This is a genomic window from Hydrogenophaga pseudoflava (genome assembly GCF_004353865.1).
Classification (GTDB): Bacteria; Pseudomonadota; Gammaproteobacteria; order Burkholderiales; family Burkholderiaceae_C; genus Hydrogenophaga; species Hydrogenophaga pseudoflava.
The window spans coordinates 4,262,703-4,286,408 of sequence record NZ_CP037867.1; the positions used below are offsets into that span (position 1 = coordinate 4,262,703).

Genomic DNA, 23,706 nt, shown 5'->3' on the forward strand with positions numbered 1-23,706 from the left:
AGAAAGAACAGCCATGGCCAAGATCAGAGTGGTGGTGGTCGACGACTCGGCGCTGGTGCGCAGCCTGCTCACCGAAATCATCAACCGGCAGCCCGACATGCAGTGCGTGGGTGCCGCGAGCGACCCGCTGGTGGCGCGCGAGATGATCCGCGAGCTCAACCCGGACGTCATCACGCTGGACGTCGAGATGCCGCGCATGGACGGTCTGGAATTCCTCTCTCGCCTGATGCGGCTGCGTCCGATGCCGGTGGTGATGGTGTCCACGCTGACCGAACAGGGTGCCGACATCACGCTGCGTGCGCTGGAGATGGGCGCGGTCGACTATGTGGCCAAGCCCCGCATCGGTATCACCAGCGGGCTCAACGAGCTGGCCGGTGACATCGTCGACAAGATTCGCATCGCCGCGGCCGCGCATGTCCGGCGCCTGGCCCCGGCGCCTTCCGCAACCGGCACCATCACCCAGGCCACACCTGCCGCGGCCGAGGCGCCGCGGGCGCCGCTGCCGCGCCTGTCGACCACCGAAAAGGTCATCTGCATTGGCGCCTCCACCGGCGGCACCGAGGCCATCCGCGAGGTGCTGACGCCACTGCCGGCCGACTCGCCCGCGATCGTGATCACCCAGCACATGCCCCCTGGCTTCACCACCAGTTTCGCGGCCCGGCTGGACTCGCTGTGCAAGATCCGTGTCGCCGAAGCCCGCGACGGCCAGCGCATCCTGCCCGGCCACGCCTACATCGCACCCGGCGGGCGTCACCTGCGCATCGACCGCAGCGGCTCGAACTACGTGGCTGTGGTCGAGGACACCGAACCGGTGAACCGCCACCGCCCCTCGGTGGAGGTGCTGTTCAAGTCGGCCGCGCGCGTGCTCGGCCCCAACGCGCTGGGCATCATGCTCACCGGCATGGGGGCCGACGGCGCCCTGGCCATGCGCGAGATGAAGGACGCCGGCAGCTACAACTACGTGCAGGACGAAGCCAGCTGCGTGGTCTTCGGCATGCCCCGCATGGCCATCCAGGCCGGCGCCGCCCACGAGGTCCTGCCCCTCAAGCAGATCGCCCCAGCCCTGCTCAACCGCCTGGCCAGCAACCCCGCCCTGGTGCGGCACCGCATCTGAGCCCCTGCCCACACACCCGCGCGATCCGCGGAGTCCTTCCATGAAAAACCGCCGCCTCTTCACGGCCAGCGCCCTGCTCTGCGCGCTGGCCCTCTCCAGCGCCGCCCTGGCACTGGACGCCCCCAAGGAACGCCCCATCCTCGTCATCAGCGGCAAGATCGCCACGAAGAACGCCGGCGAGGTGGCGCGCTTCGACATGAAGATGATCGAGGCCCTGCCCCAGCACAGCTTCACCACCAGCACCCCCTGGTTCGACAGGCCGGTGAAGTTCACCGGCCCGCTGCTGGCCGACGTGCTGGCCGCCGTCAAGGCCAGCGGCAGCAACGTGGGCGCGGTGGCCATCAACGACTACAGGATCACCATTCCCGTGGCCGACGCCGCGAAGTTCCAGGTGATCGTCGCCCGCCTGATCGACGACAAGCCGATCCCGGTGCGCGAGAAGGGCCCGCTGTTTGTGGTGTATCCGTTCGACAGCAGCGCCGAGCTGCGCACCTCGACGTACTACGAGCGGTCCATCTGGCAACTCAAGGCCCTGGACATCCAATGACACTCGCGCTGCCAAATCTGGCCCGCTGGCAACGTCGGCAGTGGGCCCTGGCCATCTCGCTGCTGCTGGCCATCACCCTGACGCCACTGGGCTGGATCCAGTGGCGCCAGTACCGCATGCTCGACGATGTGTCGACCAACCAGGTCGACTCGATCATGTGGCAGGCCTACCAGCTCGAACGCGAGCTGGGCCGGCTCGAACACTCGATCATGGACGCCCTCCAGGCGCCCGGCACGATCGACGGCAACCAGCTCCTTGAGCGCTACGAGGTCTACCTCAGCCGCATCGACCTGCTGACCAGGATACCGCGCCGCGACCTGCTCGAAGCCTCCTTCGAATACACCGCAACCATGGCCAGGGTCAAGGACTTCAACAAGATCGCCGACCCGCTGTTCGCCGATCCGCAGGCGCTGGCGGCCAGCCCCAGGAAGCTGGCCCTGCTGGACCGCGCCATCGAGGACCTCAAGCCGCTGATGGGCGAACTCACGCGCGAGGCCAACCGCGCCGTGGCCCGTTTCGTCGACGAACGCAACGCCCAGCTGCGCCACCAGGGCCTGCTGGTGATCGGCCTGGCGGCGGCGCAGATCGCGGTGATGCTGATCTTCGTCGGCCTGCTGGTGCAGCACATCCGCAAGCAACAGCGCCAGTACGCCAGGCTGCAGAAGCTCAGTGACGAACTGGCCGAGGCCCGCGACCAGGCCGAGGCCGCCAACCATGGCAAGAGCATCTTCCTGGCCAACATGAGCCACGAGATCCGCACCCCGTTCCAGGGCCTGCTCGGCATGCTCAACCTGCTGGACGACGCCTCGCTGACCAACCAGCAGCGCGACTACCTGGGCACCGCGCGCGATTCCGCGATGCACCTGCTGGGCGTGCTCAACGACATCCTGGACGTCTCGACCATGGAGTCGGGCACGCTCAAGCTCTCGGTGGTGCCGATCCACCTGCCCAGCGTGGTGCACGAGGTCGACGGTCTGATGCAGGTGGCCGCCCGCGACAAGGGGCTGGAGCTGAACATCTACGCTGCGGCCGACCTGCCCGGCTGGGTGGAGGCCGACGCCACGCGCCTGCGCCAGATCATGTTCAACCTGATCAACAACGCCATCAAGTTCACCAGCGAAGGCAGCGTGATCGCCGAGCTGACCCGTGCGCCCGCGGGCAAGACCGGTGTGGTGCTCACCGTGCGCGACACCGGCATGGGCATGGACGAGGAAACGGTCTCCCGGCTGTTCACCCGGTTCTACCAGGCCGACAACTCGCTGCGCCGCCGCATCGGCGGCACCGGGCTGGGACTGGAGATCTCGCGCAACCTGGCCCGCATGATGGGCGGCGACATCGAGGTCAGCAGCCAGCTGGGCGTGGGCTCGGTGTTCACCGTGCACCTGGACCTGCCCGAGACCAAGGCCCCGGTGGAGGAAGAGCCGATCTCGGTGATCGGTAGCATCCAGCGCAAGCTCAGGGTGCTGGTGGCCGAGGACCACCCGATCAACCTCAAGTACATGAGCATCCTGCTGGAGAAGATGGGCCACGAGGCCACCTTCTGCGAGAACGGGCAGGAGGCGCTGCAGCTGCTGGCGCACGACCTCTTCGACGTGGTGCTGCTGGACTACCACATGCCGGTGCTGGACGGCCTGGCCACCACCGAGGCGATCCGCCGGCTCGACGGCCCGGTGTCGGAGATCAAGGTGATCCTGGTGACCGCCGATGTCGTCAACGACACGCGCAAACGGGCGCTGGAAGTCGGCGTGAACGAGTTCACCAGCAAGCCGCTGCAGGCCGAAGACCTCAAGCGGGCGCTGCGCCGCTGCGGCCTGCTGGACGACCCCGGCATGACGGTGGAAGAACTGGGCCCGACCGAGCTGCTAGCCTCCAGCCCCTTCCCGCTGTCTTCCTACGAAATGCCTGTGCGCCTGCCCGACCGGAGCCACGCAGCGGTGCGTCTGGTCGACACCGACTCCTACCGGGAGATCCAGGACATGATGCCGCAGGAGTCGCTGGAGGAACTGCTCAAGACCCTGTTCGAATCACCCGAGGGCACGGTGCATGTGCTGGGGCAGGCCCTGCGCGCCGGCGACCGCCAGGCCATCGGCTACAACGCCCACAAGCTCAAAGGTTCGGCCATGCTGATGGGCTTCCGCGCCCTGGTGAGGACATCGGCCCAGATCGAGCACATCACCACCCAGACCGACGACCCGGTACCGGCCGAACTGGGTCGGCAGCTGTTGCGCGAAGCCAACCTCACCCGTCAGGCCCTGCGCGACTTCGAGCCGGTGCAGGCGGCCTGAGCCCTGTTGCCGGGCTCAGACCCGGCGGCTGAGCAGGCTGCCGGTTTCCAGGGACTGCCAGGTGCTGGCGCCCTGCTCGGTGTAGGCCACCGGCGCCTGTTCCCGGCGCAGCGCGGCAGGAACGGCCTCGATGCCCGGCAGATCCACCTGGGCATCGTTGGCGACGGGTCGCTGGTTCGCGGCCCCGCTGTCCCGCGCCCCGCTGGCTGCGGCGGCATCGACCGCGTCCGCCGCCTGCTCTCGGCCCAGCACCACCTCGACCACGGCGGCGCTGGCCTTCCACACGGAGGCCAGCACCTCTTGCAACTGGGGCTTCTGCTCCGCCTGCTCACGGGCCTTTTGTTCTTCTTCCTGGCGCTGCTCGGCACGCAGCCTGGCATCGGCCAGGTTGTCGGCGGGCGAGGTTCGTTCGCTGCCCTTGGGACCGTTGGGCAGGATGGGCGCCGGCTGGGCCGTGGACACACCAGCACCCGGCTCCTGGTCGCCGCGGACCGGTGACGGAACACCGCCGCGCGCACCTTGGCCACCGCGGCCCGAATCGGCCTGCGGATCGCGGGCGGACGGCTGCGCAGCCCCGACCGAGGCCACGGCAGGCACCGGCGCCACGGTCACGGGCGCCGCGGTCGGCCAGCTCACGGGCTGGCTGGTACTGATGTTCAGCATGGAAAACCCCCTTTTCAACGGGTCAGCGGCCATGACAATTCCGCTGGTCTTCCGGGTTTTCGACCACCTAAACCGGAACTTGAGGGGTTTTCACCCCCCAATTTCAGCTGGCGGCCAGTTCTTTTTCGTGCATCCAGGCGGCGTGCTTGGGCGCGCGCTTGGTCTGGGACCATTCATTGAGCATGTCCCACTTCACGTCGTCGAGCTTCTTCATCATCTCGGGCGTGGCGGTGTTGGCGGCCAGCTCCAGGCGGTGGCCGTTGGGGTCGAAGAAGTAGATCGACTTGAAGATGGTGTGGTCGGTCAGGCCCACCACCGGGATGCCGGCCGCTTCCAGCTTCGCCTTGGTGGCTTCGAGTTCGGCCACGGTGTCGACCTCCAGCGCGATGTGCTGGACCCAGTCGGGCGTGTTGGGGTCCTTGCCCATCTCGGGCGAGTTCGGCAGTTCGAAGAAGGCCAGGATGTTGCCGCCACCCGCGTCCATGAACAGGTGCATGTAGGGGTCTGGCGCGTGGGTGGACGGCACCTGGTCTTCGGCGATGGCCAGCACGAAGTTCATGCCCAGGTGCTTCTGGTACCACTCGACCGTGGTCTTGGCGTCCTTGCAGCGGTAGGCGACGTGGTGGATCTTGCGGATGTTCATGGGGTTCTCCTGTGGGTGTTCCGTTGTCGGGTGCGGGTTCAGACGCCTTCACGGGCGATGGCCAGGGCTTGTTTCAGGGCCGAGATGTCGCCGACCTGGTTCGCCAGCAACAGGATCAGCTTGGCATTCAACATCTGGCTCTGTTCGTCGCTGAGGTCTCGGTGGGTCTCGATCAGGGCTTCGTAGAAATCGTCGCCGGGCGTGAAGTCGCGGAAGTAGCGCTGGCCGGGTTCGGCGAGGTTGGGTTGCAGTTGCAGGCTCATGAATGTCTCCTCGGGGTTCAGGCGGCGACGGCTTCGGGCTGGGCGGCCGCGGCGGTCAGGCCCTGTCCGGTGGCGCGGGCCAGGGCGGCGCGCACGGCGGCCAGGTCGGAGCGGCGCCAGCGGGCGGTCACGTGCTGGTCGGGGCGGACCAGGTAGGTCGTGCCCGGGCGGGCGTCGTAGCGCTGGGCGAACAGGCCGTCGCGGTCCTGCAGCACGGTGAAACCGACGGCGTTACCGCCATGCGGCGTCACCAGCACCGTCTCCACCGGCACCGGGCCGGCGGCCAGCGCCGTGGCCTGGGCGCGCAGCGACGGCTCCAGCTGGCCCGGGTCGTCCACGAAGGCCAGCAGCACGAAGCGGTTGCCCAGCTGGTCGAGCAGCCAGGCGTCGTAGCCGGCCACGCGCACCGGCGCGTCGTCCATCGGCGCGCCAGGGACCATGTTGCCCTCGAAGGTGTCGGCGTCGGGCGTGTTCAGCGCCGACTGCACCAGGAAGGCAGGCACCGACAGGCGGCCCGAATTGACCAGCTTGCGGGCGAAGGGCTGCGTGCGCGCCAGTTCCAGTGCGGCGTTGCGGAACAGCTTGCTGACCGCGCTCTTGGGCGTGATGAAGTCGGTGGAGCGGGTGGAGTTGCGGATGTTCTCGTCGGCCGCGTAGGTGCGGTCGGCGTCGTAGCTGTCCAGCAGTGCCTCGGGCGCCTGCCCCTTCATCACCAGCGCCAGCTTCCACAACAGGTCGTCGGTGTCCTGGAAACCGGAGTTGGCGCCGCGCGCCCCGAAGGGCGAGACCTGGTGCGCCGCGTCGCCCACAAACAGCAGGCGGCCGTGGCGGAAGTTCTTCATGCGCCGGCACTGGAAGGTGTAGATGCTGGCCCACTCCAGCTCGAACTCGCGGTCGTCGCCCAGCATGGCCTTGACGCGCGGAATGATCTTCTCGGGCTTCTTCTCTTCCTCGGGGTCGGCGTCCCAGCCGAGCTGGAAGTCGATGCGCCAGACGTTGTCGCTCTGCTTGTGCAGCAGCACGCTCTGGTTGGGATGGAAGGGCGGGTCGAACCAGAACCAGCGCTCGGCCGGGAAGTCGGCCTTCATCACCACGTCGGCGATCAGGAAGCGGTCCTTGAAGACATGGCCCTCGATGTCCAGGCCGAGCTGGCGCCGCACGTTGGAGCGCGCGCCGTCGGCCACGATCAGCCAGTCGGCATCGATCTCGAAGTGGCCGTCGGGCGTCTCGACGCTGACGCGGGCGCCCTCGCTTCCGTTGTCACCCAGGGGCTGCACGCCCACCACCTTGTATTTCCAGCGCAGGTCGGCGCCCAGTTCGGTGGCGCGGTGCACCAGCGCCTCTTCGAGGTGGTACTGCTGCAGGTTGATCATGCCGGGGCGCTTGTGGCCGGCGTCGGGCACGAGGTTGAAGCGGTAGACCTCTTCCTCGCGCAGGAAGGTGCGACCGACGTTCCAGCTCACGCCCTTGTCGACGATGGCGTCACCCACGCCCAGGCGGTCGAGGATTTCGAGCGCGCGCTTGGCGTAGCAGACGGCGCGCGAGCCGAAGGAGACGCTGTCTTCTTCGTCGAACAGCAGCACGTCCAGGCCGTGCAGCCGGGCGTCGATGGCGGCGGCGAGGCCGACCGGGCCGGCGCCGATGACGATCAGGGGTTTGCGCTGCGGCGCGCCGGCGATGAGGTCGGCGGGGGCGCGGTACGGAAAGGTGGGGTAGGTGTAGGTGCCCATCGAGGTCGGTCTCCTGCGGGGGGTGCACCGGCTTCAGGGTCGGCCGGCCGGGGTTTGGTCCGGGGCGTACTGTAGCTCAGAATTTCGTATTGGTAAATACGTTTCTCTAAACGTAATTCGCAAAACCTCCCAAGAGGTTCTCGGACCTACCTCGCAGGCACGGCGGCACATGGCGCACTGCGCCGCTCATGTCCCCCGACGGCCTGCGGCCCTCTCCTCCTTTACTTCGCTCTGCAGAACGCCATGCACCGCCATGCATACACGTGCAGGCTCGCCAACGGTGGTTCGTCCACAGTCGTGCGGGCGCCAACGGCGCCGGGTGATCACGCAGCGAAGTAAAGGAGGAGGACCGGCGCAGCCGGTCCGGGGGACATGAGCGGAGTGGTCACCCGGCGCCGTTGGCGCAAAGAGGGGGAGTCCTCAACAACGCAACGTACGAAGGCAGGCCGCCGGAGAACAACAGCTCACTCGTCTTCTTCGGAAGGCGCGACCGGCTCCCGCACCACCGTCACCGGCACCGGCGAGTGGTCCACCAGGTGCTGCGTCACCGAACCCAGCAGGGCTGCCCGCAAGCCCCCGCCGGTGCCAGCGGTCATGATCACCGCCTGACAGCCATACCGCTCGATGATGTCGATCAAGGTGTTCGCCGGATCACCGCTGGCCACTTCCTTCTCGACCTTCTGCCCCGCCGCCTCCAGCAGCGCCACCGCCGGCCGCATCAGGTCCAGCCCCGCGCCCTCGCTCACCTTCTCCAGCACCTCGGGGTCGTGCGCCACCACCATCTCGTACAGCGTCGCGCTCTCCTGCACGTTCGCCACCACGAAGCGCGCCCGCAGCCCCGAATGCACCAGCCGCACCGCGTGGTGCACCGCCAGCAGCGCGTGGGAGGAACCGTCGACCGGGATCAGGATGTTCAGCATGGCGCTCGCCTCCAGCGAATGGCCCCGCCCCTTGCAGGACCTCCGGACCATGATGCCACGCGCGTGCCGCGATGACCATGCCGAGTCCCGTGGCAGCCACAGGGTTGCACCGTGTGCGGAAAGTCTCGCGCTTCCGCCGGCATCCGCAACAACCTGTCAGTGCTGACAGTGATTCATGCTGGCACACCGGGCAAGATGGCGACAGCAACCGCTCCCGAACCGTCAGACCACCGTCCACCACGCCATGCGCCCCCAGACCCGAGAGCTGTTCACCGAGTCCGCCTACGGCGCCCTGCCCCAGCCGGACCCGAGGCTGGCCGCCGCACAGGCCGCCCAGCCCACCGTCGAACCGCCGACCTTCGTCGAAACCCTGGGCTTTCCCAAGGGCACGCCAGCGCTGCCTCTGGCCCTGGTGCTCGAAGACATCCGCGCCACCGCCCCCGGCACCCGCGTCAACCGCCTGCTGGCGCCCGGCACCCTCAGTCGCCTGTTCAGCCAGGAGGCCGCCGCGGCCTCCTACGCGCTTGCCATCCTGTCCATCGTCGAATCCCCCGACTTCGAGTCGACGCTGGCGCGCCTGCGCGCGTGTTGAGTTTCTGCACCTCGCTGCGGGTGCGCGCTTAAGATCTCGGCATCCAACAGCCGCCGAGCCTCACGTGAACACGGACCCGCCGACCAACCTGACGCTGCAGGCCGAACCCGGCCACCTGATCCGCCGCGCGCACCAGCTCGCGGTGTCGACCTTTCATGAAACCCACGGCCGGCAGGTCACGCCGGTGCAGTACGCCGTGCTGCGCGCGCTCAAGGCCGAGCCCGGCATCGACCAGGTGACGCTGGCCGACCGGGTGGCACTGGACACCTCGACCACCGCCGACATCGCCACCCGGCTCGATGCCAAGGGCTGGATCGTGCGCGAACTGCTGCCAAGGCGCCAGCGCGCCCTGCGCCTGACCGCCGACGGCGAGTCGGTGCTGGCCGACATGCTGCCGCGCGTGCACCCGATGTACTCGCGCCTGCTGGAGCCGCTGGAGCCCCACGAACGGGACGAGTTCCTGCGCCTGCTGCGCAAGTTCGTGCACCTCAACGAACAGTCTGGCTCCCCTTCCGATCAGGGTTAACCCGGACTTGCGGGGTCTTTTTTTCCTCGCGCCCTGTTCGTACAATGCACTTCATTCAGCATACTGAATGAAGAAACCACCCACGAAGGAGACCCGCATGTTCCCCGTCAACACCTGGTACGTGGCCTGCTCGGCCGACGAGATCGACGAAAAGCCCCTGGGCCGCACCATCTGCAACCAGGCCATCGTGTTCTACCGGGCCCACGAGGGCAAGGTGGCGGCGGTGGAGGACTTCTGCCCGCACCGCGGCGCGCCGCTGTCGCTGGGTTACGTGTGCGAGGGCAAACTGGTCTGCGGCTACCACGGCCTGGAGATGGGCTGCGACGGCAAGACGGTGGCCATGCCGGGCCAGCGCGTGGGGGGCTTCCCGGCCATCCGCAGCTTCCCGGTGGAAGAGCGCTACGGCTTCGTCTGGGTCTGGCCGGGCGAGAAGGACAAGGCCGACCCGGCGCTGATCCCGCACATGGAGTGGCACGACAACCCCGAGTGGGCCTACGGCGGCGGGCTCTACCACGTCAAGGCCGACTACCGGCTGATGATCGACAACCTGATGGACCTGACGCACGAGACCTACGTGCACGCTACCAGCATCGGCCAGCCGGAGATCGACGAGACGCCCTGCAAGACCACGGTCAACGGCGACGAGGTGGTGACCAGCCGCTTTATGAGCGACATCCCTGCGCCGCCGTTCTGGAAGGCCGCACTGCGCGCCAAGGGCCTGGCCGATGACGTGCCGGTGGACCGCTGGCAGATCTGCCGCTTCACGCCGCCCAGCCACGTGATCATCGAGGTGGGTGTGGCCCACGCCGGCCACGGCGGCTACGACGCGCCGGCCGAACACAAGGTCTACAGCCAGGTGATCGACTTCATCACGCCCGAGACCAACACCTCGATGCACTACTTCTGGGGCATGGCGCGCAAGTTCAACCCGGGCGACAAGGCGCTGACCGCGCAGATCCGCGAGGGCCAGGGCAAGATCTTCTCGGAGGACCTGGAGATGCTGGAGCGCCAGCAGAAGAACCTCAGCGCCTTCCCGGACCGCGCCCTGCTCAAGCTCAACATCGACACCGGCGGCGTGCAGTCGCGCAAGGTGATCGAGCGCGTGATCGCCGCAGAACGGGGTGCTTCATGACCGCCGCCCTGATCCGTGTGCGCGTGGCGGCCCGCCAGGACGAGGCGCTGGACATCTGCAGCCTCGACCTGGTGCCGGTGGACGGCAGCGCCCTGCCCGCCTTCAGCGCCGGGGCCCACATCGATGTGCACCTGCCCGGCGGCCTGGTGCGCCAGTACTCACTGTGCAACACGCCCGGCGAAACCCATCGCTACCGTATCGCCGTGCTGCGCGACGCCGGCTCGCGCGGCGGCTCGGCCACGGTGCACGACCAGCTGCAGGTGGGCACGGTGCTGGACATCGGCACGCCGCGCAACCTGTTCGAACTTGCCCCTTCGGCGCCGCACCACCTGCTGCTGGCCGGCGGCATCGGCATCACGCCGCTGCTGGCCATGGCCGAGCAGCTGGCAGCACAAGGCGGCGGCTTCACGCTGCACCACGCCACGCGCTCGCGCGAGCGCACACCCTTCGTGGCGCAGCTGGCGAGCGCCCCCTACGCGGACCGAGTGCACCACCACTTCGACGACGGTCCGGCGATGCAGAAGCTGGACCTCGCCGCCACGCTGCGCAGCGCGCCGGCCGGCAGCCATCTCTACGTCTGCGGCCCCACCGGCTTCATGGAGGCGGTGCTGGCCGAAGGCCGCGCCCAGGGCTGGGACGAGGCCCGCCTGCACCGCGAGTACTTCGCGGCCGCGCCCACCGGCACGGCGGGCGACGGCGGCTTCGAGCTGGAGCTGGCGAGCAGCGGCCGCGTGATCCCGGTGGCGGCCGACCAGACCGCGCTGGCCGCGCTGCTGGCGGCCGGTCTGGACATTCCGATGTCCTGCGAGCAGGGCGTCTGCGGCACCTGCCTGACGGGGGTGAAAAGCGGCGTGCCGGACCACCGCGACCAGTACCTCACGCCCGAGGAGCGCGCGGCGAACAACCAGTTCCTGCCGTGCTGCTCGCGCGCCAGCAGCGCGCGTCTGGTGCTGGACCTCTGATCAGGCCCGGCCGGGCCGCTCGTTGAGCACGCACCAGTAGAGCTCGATCTGCTCGGCCACTTCCATGAACTTGCTGAAGCTCACCGGCTTCTCGATGTACGAGTTCACGCCCAGGTCGTAGGCGGCGGTGAGGTCGCGGTCTTCGCGCGAGGAGGTGAGGATCACCACCGGGATGCGGCGGAAACGCTCGTGCGCCTTGAGCTGGCGCAGCACTTCCAGCCCGTTGACCTTGGGCAGGTTGATGTCTAGCAGGATCACCGCCGGCAGCTGTTCTCCCGCGTCCCAGCGCGCCATGAAAGCCAGCGCCTCCTCGCCATCGCGCGCCACCTGCACATGGTTGGTGAGCCGCTTCTTCGTGAACGCCCGGAGCGTCAGGTCCAGGTCCATCGGGTTGTCCTCGACCAGCAGGATCGGGGGCGGCTGCAGGGCAGTGTTCATAGCGGGAACTCCAGATAGAAGGTGGCGCCGGCGCCCGGGGCACTCTCGGCCCACACACGTCCGCCCATGCGCTGCACAGCCTTGGCCACCAGCGCCAGACCGACGCCCGTGCCCGGAAACTCTTCCGCCCGGTGCAGGCGCTGGAAGATGCCGAACATGCGATCGTGGTATTTCATGTCAAAACCCACCCCGTTGTCACGCACCCAGAGGACACGGCACCCGTTTTTCAGGCAGCTGCCGATCTCGACCACGGGCGGGCTGCTGTCCCGGCTGAACTTCAGCGCGTTGCCGATCAGGTTGCGCAGCACCACCGAAATGCCCTCGCGGTCCAGTGCCAGCGTGAAATCCTCCAGCCCGGTCCGCACCTGTGCGCCCTGGCGCTCGATGTCGGCATGGAAACTCTCCAGGATCGATTCGACCAGCGGCCGGATCGCCACCGGCCCGGCGGCCATGTCGCGCCGTTCCATGCGCGAGTACTCCAGCAGGTCGGAAATCAATGCGCCCATCTGCTGCACCCCGTGGCGGATGCGGCGCACGAAGTGCCGGCCCTCTTCGTCGAGCTTGTCCCCGTACTCTTCCACCAGCAGCTGGCTGTAGCCGTCGATGCCGCGCAGCGGCGCCTTGAGGTCGTGCGACACGGTGTAGGAAAACGCCTCCAGCTCCTGGTTCGCCTGGCTCAGCTGCGCGGTGCGCTCGGCCACCCGCTGCTCCAGCGCCTGGTTGATGTGCCGCAGCTGCTCCTCGGCATGCACCGACTCGGTGATGTCCAGCAAGGTGCCGATGTACCGCGGTTGCAGCTTCTCGGCGCTCCGGTCGATGCGGCGCGCGGTCCGGCGCATCCAGCGCACAGGGCCGTGGGCGGGGTTGGTGCGGAACACAAAGTCCTTGGGCGGGCCACCGGCGCGGATGGTCCGCATGTCGTCCATCACCATGGGACGGTCGTCGGGGTGGATGCGGTCCAGGTACTGCGCATCCGTCGGCGGCCGGGCCGCCGGCTCCAGCCCCAGGTTGCGGAACAGCTGGGCCGAGACATTGAGCCGCTGCGTTTCCGCATCGCCGGCCCAGCTGCCCAGCAGCGACACCGTTTCGGCCTGCTCCAGCATGTCCTTGAGGTCGGTCACCACTTGCGAAGCCAGCACCCGCTCGGTGACGTCCATCGTGGTGCCGAACAGGCGCATCGGCTTCCCCTGACCGTCGCAGGACAGGCGCGCCCGTGTCTCCAGGTACCGGACCCCTGCCGGCGTCACCACGCGGTGGTCGACCACACGGGTGTCGCCGTCCTTGCCAGCGAGGTGCTCCCGCATGGTCTGCTGCATTCGCGGACGGTCGTCCGGGTGCATGCTGGCCATGAAGTTCTCCATCGAGGCCTGGTCGGCGTCCGGGTCAAAGCCCAGCAGCGGAAACAGGCCTCTCGACCAGGACACCTGACGCGACGGCAGGTCGATGCGCCAGTTGCCCATGCGCGAGAGTTCCTGCGCCTCGGCCAGCACCCGGCCCTGCTCGCGCAGCGCGGCCTCGGCCACCTTGCGCTCGGAGATGTCGCGCAGGATGGTCGACAGGTACATCAGCTGCCCGTCGGCTCCGTGGTGCGAGAGAATCATCTGCGACATCGGGATCTCGCGGCCATCCGCGCCGTACACCGCCGTCTCTCCCAGCCAGCGGCCCTGTGCGATCGCCACCGGTATGCCCTGCTCCTTCACGATCCGCACCGCCCATTCGGGGTGCACGCGACCGATCGCGTCTGCCAGCGGTGCGTCCTCAGGCAACCCGAGCACCTCGTAACCGGCGCGGTTGTAATAGAACACCTCCCCCCGAGGATTGGCCATGCTCACGATGTCCGGGGTCGCCTCCAGCACCGAGACCAGGCGGTCCCGGTCACGCTGCGCCTCGACCAGGTCGGTCTCGTCGACCACCATGCCGACGCAGCGCACGAACTGCCCGTCCTCGGGTTCGAACTCGGCCCGCACATGCAGGTGGCGCACACCGCGCACCGGGTTCAGGACGCGGCAGCGCAGGTCGCTGGGCTCACCGGTGCTGGCACCGCGCCGGACGGCCTCCCGCACCAGCGCCCGGTCTTCCGGCACCACCAGGGCATCGGCTTCCTCCAGCGTCATTTCCGGACGTCCGGGGTCGGTGCCATAGATCACCAGCGCCTGCGGCGACGCCACGAAGGTGCGCCTGCGCAGGTCCATGGTCCAGCTTCCCATGTTGCCGATGCGCTGCGCCTTGAGCATCTGGTCCTGCATCTGCTGCAGCGTCTGTTCGTACCGATGGCGTTCGGTCACGTCCTGGATGGTGGCGAACAGCTGCCGGACCTGTCCGCGCTCGTCACGGACCGCGCGCACGTCGATTTCGGCGTGCACCATGCGCCCGTCCTTACGCACGAAGCGCTTGGACATGCGGTAGCCGCTGCGCTGCCCGGCGATCAGCTCGTCGAACAGCGCCACGTTGCGCTCCAGGTCGCCCGGCGGCGTCATCTCGGCCCAGTTCTTGCGCAGGAGCTCCTCGCGCGGGTAACCGAGGATCTCGCACAGCTGGTCGTTGACCTGCATCCAGCGCTTGTCGGTCGGCGACGAGATCGCCATGCCCAGGAAGGGCAGTTCGTAGAACATGCGCAGCAACTCGGCCTGCTCCCGCTGGGCCTGCTGGGCCTCCTTCTGTGCGCTGATGTCCAGCAGGATGCCGCTGATCCGCACCACCTGGCCGAGTTCGTTGCGCTCGTGGCGGGTGTGGTCGTGCACCCAGGCGGTGGCACCGTCGGCCCGGAGGATCCGGTATTCCTGGTGGTACTCGTCCGGCCCGTGCTCCAGGAAGCGGTCCACCTCGGCCCCGACCCACCCCGCATCGTCCGGGTGCAGCAGCGAGACAAACGGCACGCCCCCCGCCACCAGCGCGTGCGGGTCGTAGCCCCACTGGCGGATGTTGTCGTTGACATAGTGCACGGGCCAGCCAGGCGCCAGACGCCACTCGATCACCACCAGCGGCGAACGGTTGACCAGCTCGCTCAGGTGCAAGGCCACGGCCCGGTCGGTCTCCAGCTGGCCGGCCATGTGGTCGGTGGCGCGTCCGATCAGCGCAAGTTCATCCTCCCCGGTCAGCCCCGCGCGCGCCGAGAGGTCGCCTGCGCCCATGTGTTCCAGGGCCGTGACCAGCTTCTGGGCCCGCCGGAACCAGATCAGGTGCAGCAGCAGCGCCAGCAGGGTCGCCACACCCAGCGCGGCCAGCGCCTCGACGGCCAGTTCCCGCTGCGCCTGCTGCCGGCGCTGCGCCAGAGGGACGGAGATGTCCACGAGCACTCCCAGACGGTGTCCGTCCAGCAAAGTCACCCAGCCGGTCAGCAACGAGGCCTCCCGAACCACCGAGATGTCGATCCCGGTGCGCACCGGCCCGTTGAAAAGCGCCCGCAGGCGCTCGCGCTCGTCGACCTGCGCGAGCGCCTCGTCCAGCGTCCGCCCGATGTCGGCCCGCGACAGCGAGGCCAGCACCACGTTCTGGGGACTGACGAGATAGGCGTGGTCCATGCCATCGTGCAGGCCCAGTGCGCCCACGATCCGGCGCAGCATCAGCGGGTCGGACATGCCCATGCGCACGTCGAGACGGTTCTGGTCAATGCCCAGGCGGTCCCGCAGCCGCTGGGCTTCGATCGCTTCCACTTCGGCCGTCATGCGCCCCATCTGGTGCTGGTACCGGATGCCGATCGCCAGCAGGGCCACCAGAAAGATCAGCAGGGGCACCAGCCGGCGGCCGGACATGCCCAGCAGACCATGGCGCAGCGCCGGCATCACGGCTGTGCACTTTCCAGGGCCTGCAGGCGGTCGGCCCAGCCCTCGTCCAGCAGCCGCGCCCAGTCTGGCGGTGTCCTGATCAGGCCCATCAGGCCCAGGGTGATGGCCAGACTTTCCGACTGCCGCCCCAGTGCGCGCGGCCGGCCCGACATGAGCGCCTGGCCCTCCTGATCGGTATAGAACTTCAGCCCCTTCAGCGTGGTGAGGTAGTCGGCGGGCGTGAGGTCGACACCCACCGCCAGCAGCTCGGCACTCGCCTGCGGATCGCTCTCCAGGGCACTGAGCCCGCGGCGCCAGCCGAGCACGGCCGCCTCGACCTGCGGCTGGCGCCGCGACAGCGTCTCTGCCCGGACCACCAGCACGTCCACGATGTCGCCCGGCATCTGGCGGCTGTCGAACACCGGCCGCAGTCCTTCGGCCTGCAAGGTCCCGGCCAGGGGCTCGTACGTCACCGCCGCATCGACCAGCCCGTTGCGCAGCGCGGCCAGGTGCTGCGAGGCCTCCAGGTTGCGAACCTGCACCTCGTGCGGCTGCAGGCCACCGACCTGCAGCAGGCGCTGCAGCATCAGGGCGCCCACCGTGGTCCGCTCGACGGCAATCGAGCGGCCACGCAGCCCGGCCGGGCTGCGGATGTCCGGACGCGCCATCACCACATCGGCACCGGCCGAGGTCGACAGCAGGAGCACGATGCGCAGGTCGACGCCCTCGTCGGCCAGACGCAGGGTCTCGTCCAGGGTCAGTGCGGCGCCGTCGAGCAAGCCGTTGCGCAGATGGCGCTGGGTCTCCGAGCTGGAGGCCAGCTCCACCACCTTGACCTGCGCCGCGTCCAGCAGCCCCCGGTCACGCGCCAGCACCATCGGGTCGTAGCCGACCCAGGGGTTCAAGCCCAGTTTCAGTGGCGCCTGGGGCGGCGGCTGGCAGGCGGTCAGCGCCGCCGCACCCAAAGCCAGACAGGTCAGCAGGGCCCTGCGGCTCAGGGTCCTCCCGGTTTCGCTGTCTGCGCCTGTCTGTGATTCCTGTGGCATGCAATGGGCCGCTGGCTTCTGGTGTGGAACATTCTGTCACCGAAGCTGACAGGCCGGAACCAAGCGTGGTCAACGAAACCCGCCGGTTCCCCAAGAAAGCCTCACTCCACCGTCACGCTCTTGGCGAGGTTGCGTGGCTTGTCGACATCGGTGCCCCGGGCCAGCGCCGTGTGGTAGGCCAGCAGTTGCAGCGGCACCACATGCAGGATGGGCGAGAGCGCGCCGTAGTGTTCGGGCATGCGGATGACGTGGATGCCATCGCTGCTTCCGATGCGGGTGTCGGCGTCGGCCAGCACGTAGAGCACGCCGCCGCGGGCCCGCACTTCCTGCATGTTGCTCTTGAGTTTCTCCAGCAGCGCGTCGTTCGGCGCCACCGTGACCACCGGCATGGCGCTGGTCACCAGGGCCAGCGGGCCGTGCTTGAGCTCGCCGGCCGGGTAGGCCTCGGCGTGGATGTAACTGATCTCCTTGAGCTTGAGCGCGCCTTCGAGCGCGATCGGGTAGTGCAGGCCCCGGCCCAGGAACAGCGCGTTGTCCATGCGCGCGAAGTCCTCGGCCCAGCTGATGACCTGGGGCTCGAGCGCCAGCACCGCCTGCAGGGCCACCGGCAGATGACGCATGGCCTTGAGGTGCGCCGCCTCCTGCTCGTCCGACAGGCGCCCGCGCACCTGGGCCAGCGCCAGCGTCAACAGGAACAGGCCCGCCAGCTGGGTGGTGAAGGCCTTGGTGGAGGCCACGCCGATCTCCACGCCGGCCCGCGTGATGTAGGCCAGGCGGCACTCACGCACCATGGCGCTGGTGGCGACGTTGCAGATGGTCAGCGTGTGCGCCATGCCCAGGCCCTGCGCATGGCGCAGCGCGGCCAGGGTGTCGGCGGTCTCGCCGCTCTGGCTGATGGTGACCACCAGCGTCTTCGGGTCGGGCACGCTGGTGCGGTAGCGGTACTCGCTGGCCACCTCCACCTGGGTCGGGATCTGCGCGATCTCCTCCAGCCAGTACTTGGCGGCACAACCGCTGTAGTAGCTGGTGCCGCAGGCCAGGATCAGCACCCGGTCGATCTGCTTGAAGATGCCATAGGCGCCGTCGCCGAACAGCTCGGGGGTGACACCGTTCACGCCTTCGAGCGTGTCGCCAATCGCACGCGGCTGCTCGAAGATCTCCTTCTGCATGTAGTGCCGGTAGGGGCCGAGCTCGGCGGCGCCACTGTGCGCCTGCACCGTCTTCACCGGGCGCTGCGCGGCGTCGAAGCTGCGCCCCTGGCCGTCGGTCACCCAGTAGCGGCCCAGCTGCAGGTCCACCAGGTCGCCCTCTTCCAGGTAGACGATCTGGTCGGTCACGCCGGCCAGGGCCATGGCATCGCTGGCCAGGAAATGCTCCTTGCCGCCATCGCCCACCCCCAGGATCAGCGGCGAACCGGCGCGCGCGCCCACCACGCGATGTGGCTCGTCCTTGTGGAACACCGCCAGCGCGTAGGCGCCGTGCAGTTGCGCCACCGCCGCCTGCAGCGCCGCGAACACGTCGCCTTCGTAGAGCGAATCGATCAGGTGCGCGATGACCTCGGTGTCGGTCTGGCTCTCGAACACATAACCCTTGGCCTGCAGGACTGCGCGCAGTTCGTCGTGGTTTTCGATGATGCCGTTGTGCACCAGGGCGACCCGGCCGGCCGCACCGCTGGCACTGGTGTGCGCCGGGCCATGGCTGAAATGGGGGTGGGCGTTGTGCACCGCCGGCGCCCCGTGCGTGGCCCAGCGCGTGTGGGCAATGCCGGTGCCGCTGGCGATGTGCTCGGCCTTCACCTGCTCGACCAGTTCGGCCACCCGGGCCGTGCTGCGCGCCCGGCGCAGCCCCTCGCTGTGCACCGCCACGCCACAGGAGTCGTAGCCGCGGTACTCCAGCCGCTGCAAGCCCTGGACCAGAACGGGCACCACATCACGCCCCGAAACCCCTGCCACGATGCCGCACATATTGGTTCACTCCATTGGTTGGTATGGGGGCATCGTAGGCACGGCAAAAAGAAATAGGCATTCACATATATGCCATTCAGTGCTTGATAATTTCTTCATTTGCTGTGCTTTTGTTTTTATTTCACAAACTACACATTTATGGAATCTGAATTCCTTGATGCCACCGATCTGAGGCTGCTGGAGCTGCTGCAGACCGACGCCAGCCGACACAACCAGGCCCTGGCCGCCCTGGCCCACGTGTCCCCGCCCACCAGCCTGCGGCGCATCAAGCGCCTGCGGGAAACGGGCGTGATCGAACGCGAGGTGGCGCTGCTGCACCCCGACCGCCTGGCCCCGCTGATCGGCCATGGGCTGACCACACTGGTGGAGGTGACACTGGAACGCCAGGGCGCCGAACACCTGGACGCCTTCGAGGCCCATGTGCTGCCCGACCCCGCCGTGCAGCAGTGCTACCGGGTCAGCCCGGGCCCCGATTTCATGCTGGTGGTGCACACCCGTGACATGCCCGCCTACCTCGCTCTGGCACAGCGGCTGTTCACCTCCAGCGCCAACGTGCGCAACGTCAAGGCCTTTTTCAGTGTGAAGCGCGCCAAGTTCGATCCCAGGATCCCGCTGTCCGGCGGCCTCCAGCCCAGCCCGGCCGATTAGTAACAAGGGGTTATTTACGCCCAGACCACGTAACACCCCACCTAGAATCCCTGCACCAAAAAGTTGCCATTTGCCAACAGTCAGGAGGTTGCATGTTTCCGTTGTGGACCGCGTTCTTGGTCGCCATCGCCCTGGTGGCGGGGGGTGTCTGGGTCTATCGCCGCTACTTCCGCAAGGTCTCCGGGCGCGAGGACCGCTACACCCCCGAGCGCATCCTGACGCCCGAACAGGTGGCCATGCTGGACTACCTGCGCGACACCTTCCCCGACCAGGTGGTGCTGCCCAATGTCCCGCTCCAGAACATGCTGTCTGTGCGGCGCTCGGCCGACATCCAGCGCGCCAAGGAACGGCTGAAGACCCAGAAGGTTGACTTTGTGGTCTGTGACGCCGACGGGCGTGCGGTGTTCGCCTTCGATGTCGAGCAATACCATCTCAGCGACGCCAAGGCCAAGGCCCACCAGGTCAAGATCAAGAACCGCATCCTCAAGACCGCCGGCGTGCGCTTCCTGTTCCTCAAGAACAGCATCCACCGCATGCCCACGCCCAACGACTTCCGCCGCCAGCTCGATCTGGCCGCCCTGCCCCGGCCCAAGGCCCAGGACGGCGAAAGCAACAACGGCGAAAGCGTCCGCCAGCAATTGGAGTCGAAATTCTCGGAGTTCGACACCCTGGTCTATCCCAGCACCGGCTTCAAGGAGTCCGAGGTGATGGGCCTGAGCGGCCTGATGGAGCTCGGGGAGGCCCGGACAGACCGCAAGTCTCAGCACGAGCGGCAGATCGAAGCGGTGCGCCGCCGCGCCTGATCCGGGCCGCCCGACCCGATCAACCCTTTTTCTTCGCGGGCCGCTGCCAGTTCGGAATCACCGCCTGGCGCCCGCGCGCCACGCTCAGCGCGCCCGGCGGCGTGTCGCGGGTGATGGTCGAGCCGCCCCCCACCGTCCCTCCAGCGCCGATCGTGACCGGTGCCACCAGCACGCAGTTGCTGCCCACATGCACGTCGGCTTCGATCACCGTGCGGTGCTTGTTGGCGCCGTCGTAGTTGGCAGTGATGCTGCCGGCGCCGTAGTTCACCCGTTCGCCCACGCTCGCATCGCCCAGGTAGGCCAGGTGGTTGGCCTTGGCGCCGTCGGCCAGCGTGGAGTTCTTGACCTCGACAAAGTTGCCGATGTGCACCTCGCGCCCCAGCCGGGCGCCCGGCCGCAGGCGGGCAAACGGGCCGATCAGTGCGCCTTCGCCGACCGACACGCCGGCTTTCTCGCCTTCAATGTGGGTGAACGGATGGATCACCGCACCGGCACCGATCACCGCGTTGGCGATCACGCAATTCGCACCGATGCGCACCCCGGCGCCCAGTTCCACGCGGCCTTCAAACACGCAGTTGACGTCGATTTCCACGTCCTGTCCGCAGACCAGTGCGCCGCGCACGTCCAGCCGCGCCGGGTCGGCCAGGCGCACGCCCTGCTCCATCAGCGCCTCGGCCACGCGCCGCTGGTGCGCGCGCTCCAGCTCGGCCAGCTGCGCCGGGCTGTTGACGCCCGCCACCTGCAGTGCGTCGGTGATGCGGTGCGCCTGCACGGCCACACCGTCGGCCACCGCGAATTTCACCACGTCGGTCAGGTAGTACTCGCCCTGGGCGTTCCGGTTGTCCAGGCGCGCCAGCCAGCCGCGCAGCAGCTGCGTGGGCACGGCCATGATGCCGCTGTAGATCTCGGTGATCGCGCGCTGCGCCTCGCTGGCGTCCTTGTGCTCGACGATCGCGGTCACCGAACCGTCGGTTGCGCGCTCGATGCGTCCGTAACCCGTGGGGTCGGGCATGTCGAGCGTCAGCAGCGCCAGCCGCTGCCCGCCGCTGAGGTTCAGCAGCGCCTGCAGGGTTTCGGGCCGGGTCAGCGGCACGTCGCCCGAGAGCACCAGGGTCACACCGTCGTCGGGCAGCACCGGCACCGCCTGCTGCACCGCATGACCGGTGCCCAGCTGCGGCTCCTGCCGCACAAACTGCAACTTCAGCGCTTCACCCGACTCCAATGCCGGAGCGACCAGGCCGGCTTCCACCTGTTCGGCGCCGTGACCGGTGATCACCACCACCGAACGCGCCGATACCCGGGCGGCCGTGTCGATCACATGCTGGGCCAGTGCACGACCGCCCAGACGATGCAACACTTTGGGCCTGCTGCTCTTCATGCGCGTGCCTTTGCCGGCCGCCATCACCACCACATCCACAGGGAACGACATGAACACCTTTCCTGAGGCCGACAAGGGCACCTCTTCGATGGCGCGGATTATCGCGCGCGCCCTGGTGCTGGGCCTGCTCTCGCTCGTGCTCGTGGGCTGCAGCGCGCTGCGCCTGGCCTACAACCAGGCGCCCAGCCTGGGCTACTGGTGGATCGACGGCTATGCCGACCTGAACGAGGCACAGACGGGCCAGCTGCGGCGCGACATCGATGCCTTCTTTGCCTGGCACCGCACCACGGAACTGCCGGGCTACATCCAGCGCCTGCAGCAGTGGCAGCAGATGGCCCAGACCGACAGCAGCGCCGACCTCGCCTGCGCTCAGTTTGATGCCCTGCGCGGCGCCTACCTGCGCATGGTCGACCGCAGCCTGGAGCCCATGGCCCGGCTGGCCCTCACCCTGACCCCTGCCCAGCTGCAGCATCTGCAGAAGAAGTACGACAAGAACAACCGGGAGTTCGAGCAGAAGTACATCCGCGTCAGCGACGAGGAGCGGCTGGACAACCTGATGGACCGTGCCCTGGACCGCTACGAACCCCTGTACGGCGACCTGAGCAATGCCCAGCTGGCCCTGCTGCGCGAGCGCATCCGCAGTTCGCCGTTCGACGCCCAGCGGGTGAACACCGAGCGCCTGCGCCGCCAGACCGATTTGATCCGCACCCTGCGCGAACTGCAAACCGAGCGCGGCGCCACCGTGGCCACCGCCACCACCGCGCTGCGCCGCTGGCACGACCGCGTGATGCAGTCGCCCCTGCCCGGCTTCGCCGCCTACAGCGACAACCTGGTGCGCAATGCCTGCGAGCAGTTCGCCGCCGTGCACAACACCACCACGGCTGAACAGCGGCAGCACGCCGTGCGCGTGCTCAAGGACTACGAGCTCGACCTGCGTTCGCTCACCGCGCAGCACTGAAACTCAGGCCAGCAGCCAGACCACCGCCAGCGACATCAGGGTCACGGGCAGGCCGGTGACCACGTGCCGCTTCCAGTCCAGCACGATGCCCTCCCGGGCCGCGAGGTCGGCCACGATCAGATTGGCGATCGAACCCACCAGCAGCAGGTTGCCCGCAAAGGTGCTCACCAGCGCCAGCTGGGCGCCGGCATGCTGGTGGTCGGCCCCCAGGTGCGGCAGCAGCAGCATCACCGCCGGCACGTTGGACACCAGGTTGGACAGCACCGTGCCCAGCACCAGCAGGGTGCCCGGGTCGGTCAGGTGCACACCCTGGGTGGCCAGCCAGGCGACCGCCTCGGCCGCCAGTCCGGTCTGCTCGAACGCGTGGTTGACGATGAACAGTCCGATGAAGAGCAGCAGCAGCTGCCAGTCGACCGAGCCCATCACATCCGCGGAATGGAAACGGCGGCTGAGCAGCAGCACGGCCGCCCCCACCAGCGCGGCCACGTCGCGGTGCCAGCCGGTGGCCAGGAACACCACCATCAGCACCAGCGCCACGGTCAGCCCCTTGGCTGTCTGCCAGCGGTCGAACGGCGGTTCGTCTTCGGCCCGCCCCGTGCCGCTGGCCGGCCGAACCGCCGCCGCAGCCCCCACACGCGCCCCGGGACCGTAGGCCAGCCAGAGCCAGAGCAGCGCCAGGCTGATGCCCACGGGCAGCAGGGCCTGCCGCATGTAGCCGTCGAACGGCAGGCGCAGCACGGAACCGATCAGCATGTTCTGCGGGTTGCCGATCAGCGTGGCGGCCGACCCGATGTTGGCGGCGCAGGCCAGACCGATCAGGAACGGCACCGGGTTGAGGCCGCGCTGCAGGCACAGGCGCGCGACCACCGGCGTCATGGCCAGGCAGACGATGTCGTTGGAAAACACCGCCGACAGCCCGCCAGCGACCACGATCAGCGCGGCCAGCAGGCCGGCCCGCGACAGCGGCAGCGCCCCCACCCGACGCGTGACCTCGGTGTAGAAGCCGCCCAGCCGCATCTGGGCCGACACCACCATGAAGGCGAACAGCAGCACGATGGTCGGTAGGTCCACCGACCGGGCCGCGTCCTCCACCGCCATGCCGGAAATCGCGATCACGGCGATGGCGCCCAGCAGCGCCACGCCGGACCGGTCCAGTTTCAGGCGCGGCAGACCGCCGAGAAACATGCCCAGATAGACGGTGGCGAAGACCAGAACCACCCCCCATTCCGAGGGCGACGAGACAAAGGAAGACAGCGCAGGCGACATGAGGAGGCTACAGATCGATACACGATTGTCGGCCCTTGTGCGGTAGCTCCCGGACCCCGAATGG

21 protein-coding genes are annotated in these 23,706 nt (G+C 68.3%); 10 read left to right on the top strand and 11 right to left on the bottom strand.

Features of this window, described 5'->3' with window-relative positions:
• Nucleotides 1-13: 13 nt before the first annotated feature.
• Genes HPF_RS20570 through HPF_RS20580 form a run of 3 tightly spaced genes read left to right on the top strand, consistent with a single transcriptional unit; the run spans nucleotide 14 to nucleotide 3,946 of the window.
• Complete coding sequence (locus HPF_RS20570; RefSeq protein ID WP_133157684.1) at nucleotides 14-1,114, top strand: protein-glutamate methylesterase/protein-glutamine glutaminase; 1,101 nt, start codon at nucleotides 14-16, stop codon at nucleotides 1,112-1,114.
• Nucleotides 1,115-1,154: 40 nt separating this feature from the next.
• Nucleotides 1,155-1,661, top strand: coding sequence for a putative pterin-binding protein (locus tag HPF_RS23975; RefSeq protein WP_133157685.1), 507 nt, complete (start codon nucleotides 1,155-1,157; stop codon nucleotides 1,659-1,661).
• A complete protein-coding gene (locus HPF_RS20580) occupies nucleotides 1,658-3,946 on the top strand; it encodes an ATP-binding protein (protein ID WP_133157686.1) in 2,289 nt (762 codons plus the stop codon). The genes HPF_RS23975 and HPF_RS20580 overlap by 4 nt, the downstream gene beginning before the upstream one ends.
• Before the next feature lie 15 nt (nucleotides 3,947-3,961).
• On the opposite strand, the gene HPF_RS20585 is transcribed toward HPF_RS20580, so the two are convergent.
• From HPF_RS20585 to HPF_RS20605, 5 genes are all read right to left on the bottom strand, one after another.
• A complete protein-coding gene (locus tag HPF_RS20585) occupies nucleotides 3,962-4,609 on the bottom strand; it encodes a hypothetical protein (protein WP_079366682.1) in 648 nt (215 codons plus the stop codon).
• A gap of 103 nt (nucleotides 4,610-4,712) precedes the next feature.
• Nucleotides 4,713-5,252 carry a VOC family protein gene (locus tag HPF_RS20590; protein WP_133157687.1) on the bottom strand — a complete coding sequence of 180 codons (540 nt, stop codon included), beginning with the start codon at nucleotides 5,250-5,252 and terminating at the stop codon, nucleotides 4,713-4,715.
• Between the two features lie 38 nt (nucleotides 5,253-5,290).
• Entirely contained in the window at nucleotides 5,291-5,515 is a 225-nt protein-coding gene (locus tag HPF_RS20595; protein ID WP_066154945.1) for a DUF2783 domain-containing protein, read from the bottom strand.
• Between the two features lie 17 nt (nucleotides 5,516-5,532).
• Complete coding sequence (locus tag HPF_RS20600; RefSeq protein WP_133157688.1) at nucleotides 5,533-7,245, bottom strand: FAD-dependent oxidoreductase; 1,713 nt, start codon at nucleotides 7,243-7,245, stop codon at nucleotides 5,533-5,535.
• Between the two features lie 464 nt (nucleotides 7,246-7,709).
• On the bottom strand, nucleotides 7,710-8,165 hold the full coding sequence (locus tag HPF_RS20605; protein ID WP_079366679.1) for a universal stress protein: 456 nt from the start codon (nucleotides 8,163-8,165) through the stop codon (nucleotides 7,710-7,712).
• Nucleotides 8,166-8,409: 244 nt separating this feature from the next.
• On the opposite strand from HPF_RS20605, the gene HPF_RS23980 reads away from it, so the two are divergent.
• The 4 genes from HPF_RS23980 (at nucleotide 8,410) to HPF_RS20620 (ending at nucleotide 11,377) form a co-directional block, all read left to right on the top strand.
• On the top strand, nucleotides 8,410-8,757 hold the full coding sequence (locus tag HPF_RS23980) for a hypothetical protein (RefSeq protein WP_143434334.1): 348 nt from the start codon (nucleotides 8,410-8,412) through the stop codon (nucleotides 8,755-8,757).
• A 64-nt stretch (nucleotides 8,758-8,821) separates the two neighbouring features.
• On the top strand, nucleotides 8,822-9,283 hold the full coding sequence (locus tag HPF_RS23985) for a MarR family winged helix-turn-helix transcriptional regulator (protein WP_243721630.1): 462 nt from the start codon (nucleotides 8,822-8,824) through the stop codon (nucleotides 9,281-9,283).
• A gap of 97 nt (nucleotides 9,284-9,380) precedes the next feature.
• Nucleotides 9,381-10,415 (top strand): aromatic ring-hydroxylating oxygenase subunit alpha, encoded by a 1,035-nt coding sequence (locus tag HPF_RS20615; protein ID WP_133157689.1) that lies wholly within the window; start codon nucleotides 9,381-9,383, stop codon nucleotides 10,413-10,415.
• On the top strand, nucleotides 10,412-11,377 hold the full coding sequence (locus HPF_RS20620; protein ID WP_066154966.1) for a PDR/VanB family oxidoreductase: 966 nt from the start codon (nucleotides 10,412-10,414) through the stop codon (nucleotides 11,375-11,377). The genes HPF_RS20615 and HPF_RS20620 overlap by 4 nt, the downstream gene beginning before the upstream one ends.
• Here HPF_RS20620 and HPF_RS20625 read toward each other — a convergent pair whose 3' ends face one another.
• The 4 genes from HPF_RS20625 to glmS all read right to left on the bottom strand — a co-directional run bounded on the left by HPF_RS20625 (nucleotide 11,378) and on the right by glmS (nucleotide 18,589).
• On the bottom strand, nucleotides 11,378-11,815 hold the full coding sequence (locus tag HPF_RS20625) for a response regulator (protein ID WP_079366676.1): 438 nt from the start codon (nucleotides 11,813-11,815) through the stop codon (nucleotides 11,378-11,380).
• Nucleotides 11,812-15,597: a PAS domain-containing protein gene (locus tag HPF_RS20630; RefSeq protein WP_133157690.1), complete on the bottom strand. Its 3,786-nt coding sequence runs from the start codon at nucleotides 15,595-15,597 to the stop codon at nucleotides 11,812-11,814. The genes HPF_RS20625 and HPF_RS20630 overlap by 4 nt, the downstream gene beginning before the upstream one ends.
• Nucleotides 15,597-16,625: an ABC transporter substrate-binding protein gene (locus tag HPF_RS20635; RefSeq protein WP_133157691.1), complete on the bottom strand. Its 1,029-nt coding sequence runs from the start codon at nucleotides 16,623-16,625 to the stop codon at nucleotides 15,597-15,599. Before HPF_RS20635 ends, HPF_RS20630 begins: the two co-directional genes overlap by 1 nt.
• Before the next feature lie 101 nt (nucleotides 16,626-16,726).
• Complete coding sequence (gene glmS, locus HPF_RS20640; RefSeq protein WP_133157692.1) at nucleotides 16,727-18,589, bottom strand: glutamine--fructose-6-phosphate transaminase (isomerizing); 1,863 nt, start codon at nucleotides 18,587-18,589, stop codon at nucleotides 16,727-16,729.
• A 138-nt stretch (nucleotides 18,590-18,727) separates the two neighbouring features.
• Between glmS and HPF_RS20645 the strand changes: the two genes are divergently transcribed.
• Both HPF_RS20645 and HPF_RS20650 read left to right on the top strand, forming a co-directional pair.
• Nucleotides 18,728-19,237, top strand: a complete 510-nt coding sequence (locus HPF_RS20645; protein WP_066154977.1) for an Lrp/AsnC family transcriptional regulator — start codon at nucleotides 18,728-18,730, stop codon at nucleotides 19,235-19,237.
• 92 nt (nucleotides 19,238-19,329) lie between these two features.
• Entirely contained in the window at nucleotides 19,330-20,040 is a 711-nt protein-coding gene (locus HPF_RS20650) for a DUF2726 domain-containing protein (protein ID WP_066154980.1), read from the top strand.
• A gap of 19 nt (nucleotides 20,041-20,059) precedes the next feature.
• Here HPF_RS20650 and glmU read toward each other — a convergent pair whose 3' ends face one another.
• A complete protein-coding gene (gene glmU / locus HPF_RS20655; protein WP_133157693.1) occupies nucleotides 20,060-21,469 on the bottom strand; it encodes a bifunctional UDP-N-acetylglucosamine diphosphorylase/glucosamine-1-phosphate N-acetyltransferase GlmU in 1,410 nt (469 codons plus the stop codon).
• On the opposite strand from glmU, the gene HPF_RS20660 reads away from it, so the two are divergent.
• Entirely contained in the window at nucleotides 21,468-22,376 is a 909-nt protein-coding gene (locus HPF_RS20660; RefSeq protein WP_133157694.1) for a DUF6279 family lipoprotein, read from the top strand. The genes glmU and HPF_RS20660 overlap by 2 nt on opposite strands.
• A gap of 3 nt (nucleotides 22,377-22,379) precedes the next feature.
• On the opposite strand, the gene HPF_RS20665 is transcribed toward HPF_RS20660, so the two are convergent.
• Entirely contained in the window at nucleotides 22,380-23,642 is a 1,263-nt protein-coding gene (locus HPF_RS20665; RefSeq protein WP_133157695.1) for an SLC13 family permease, read from the bottom strand.
• Nucleotides 23,643-23,706 lie beyond the last annotated feature (64 nt).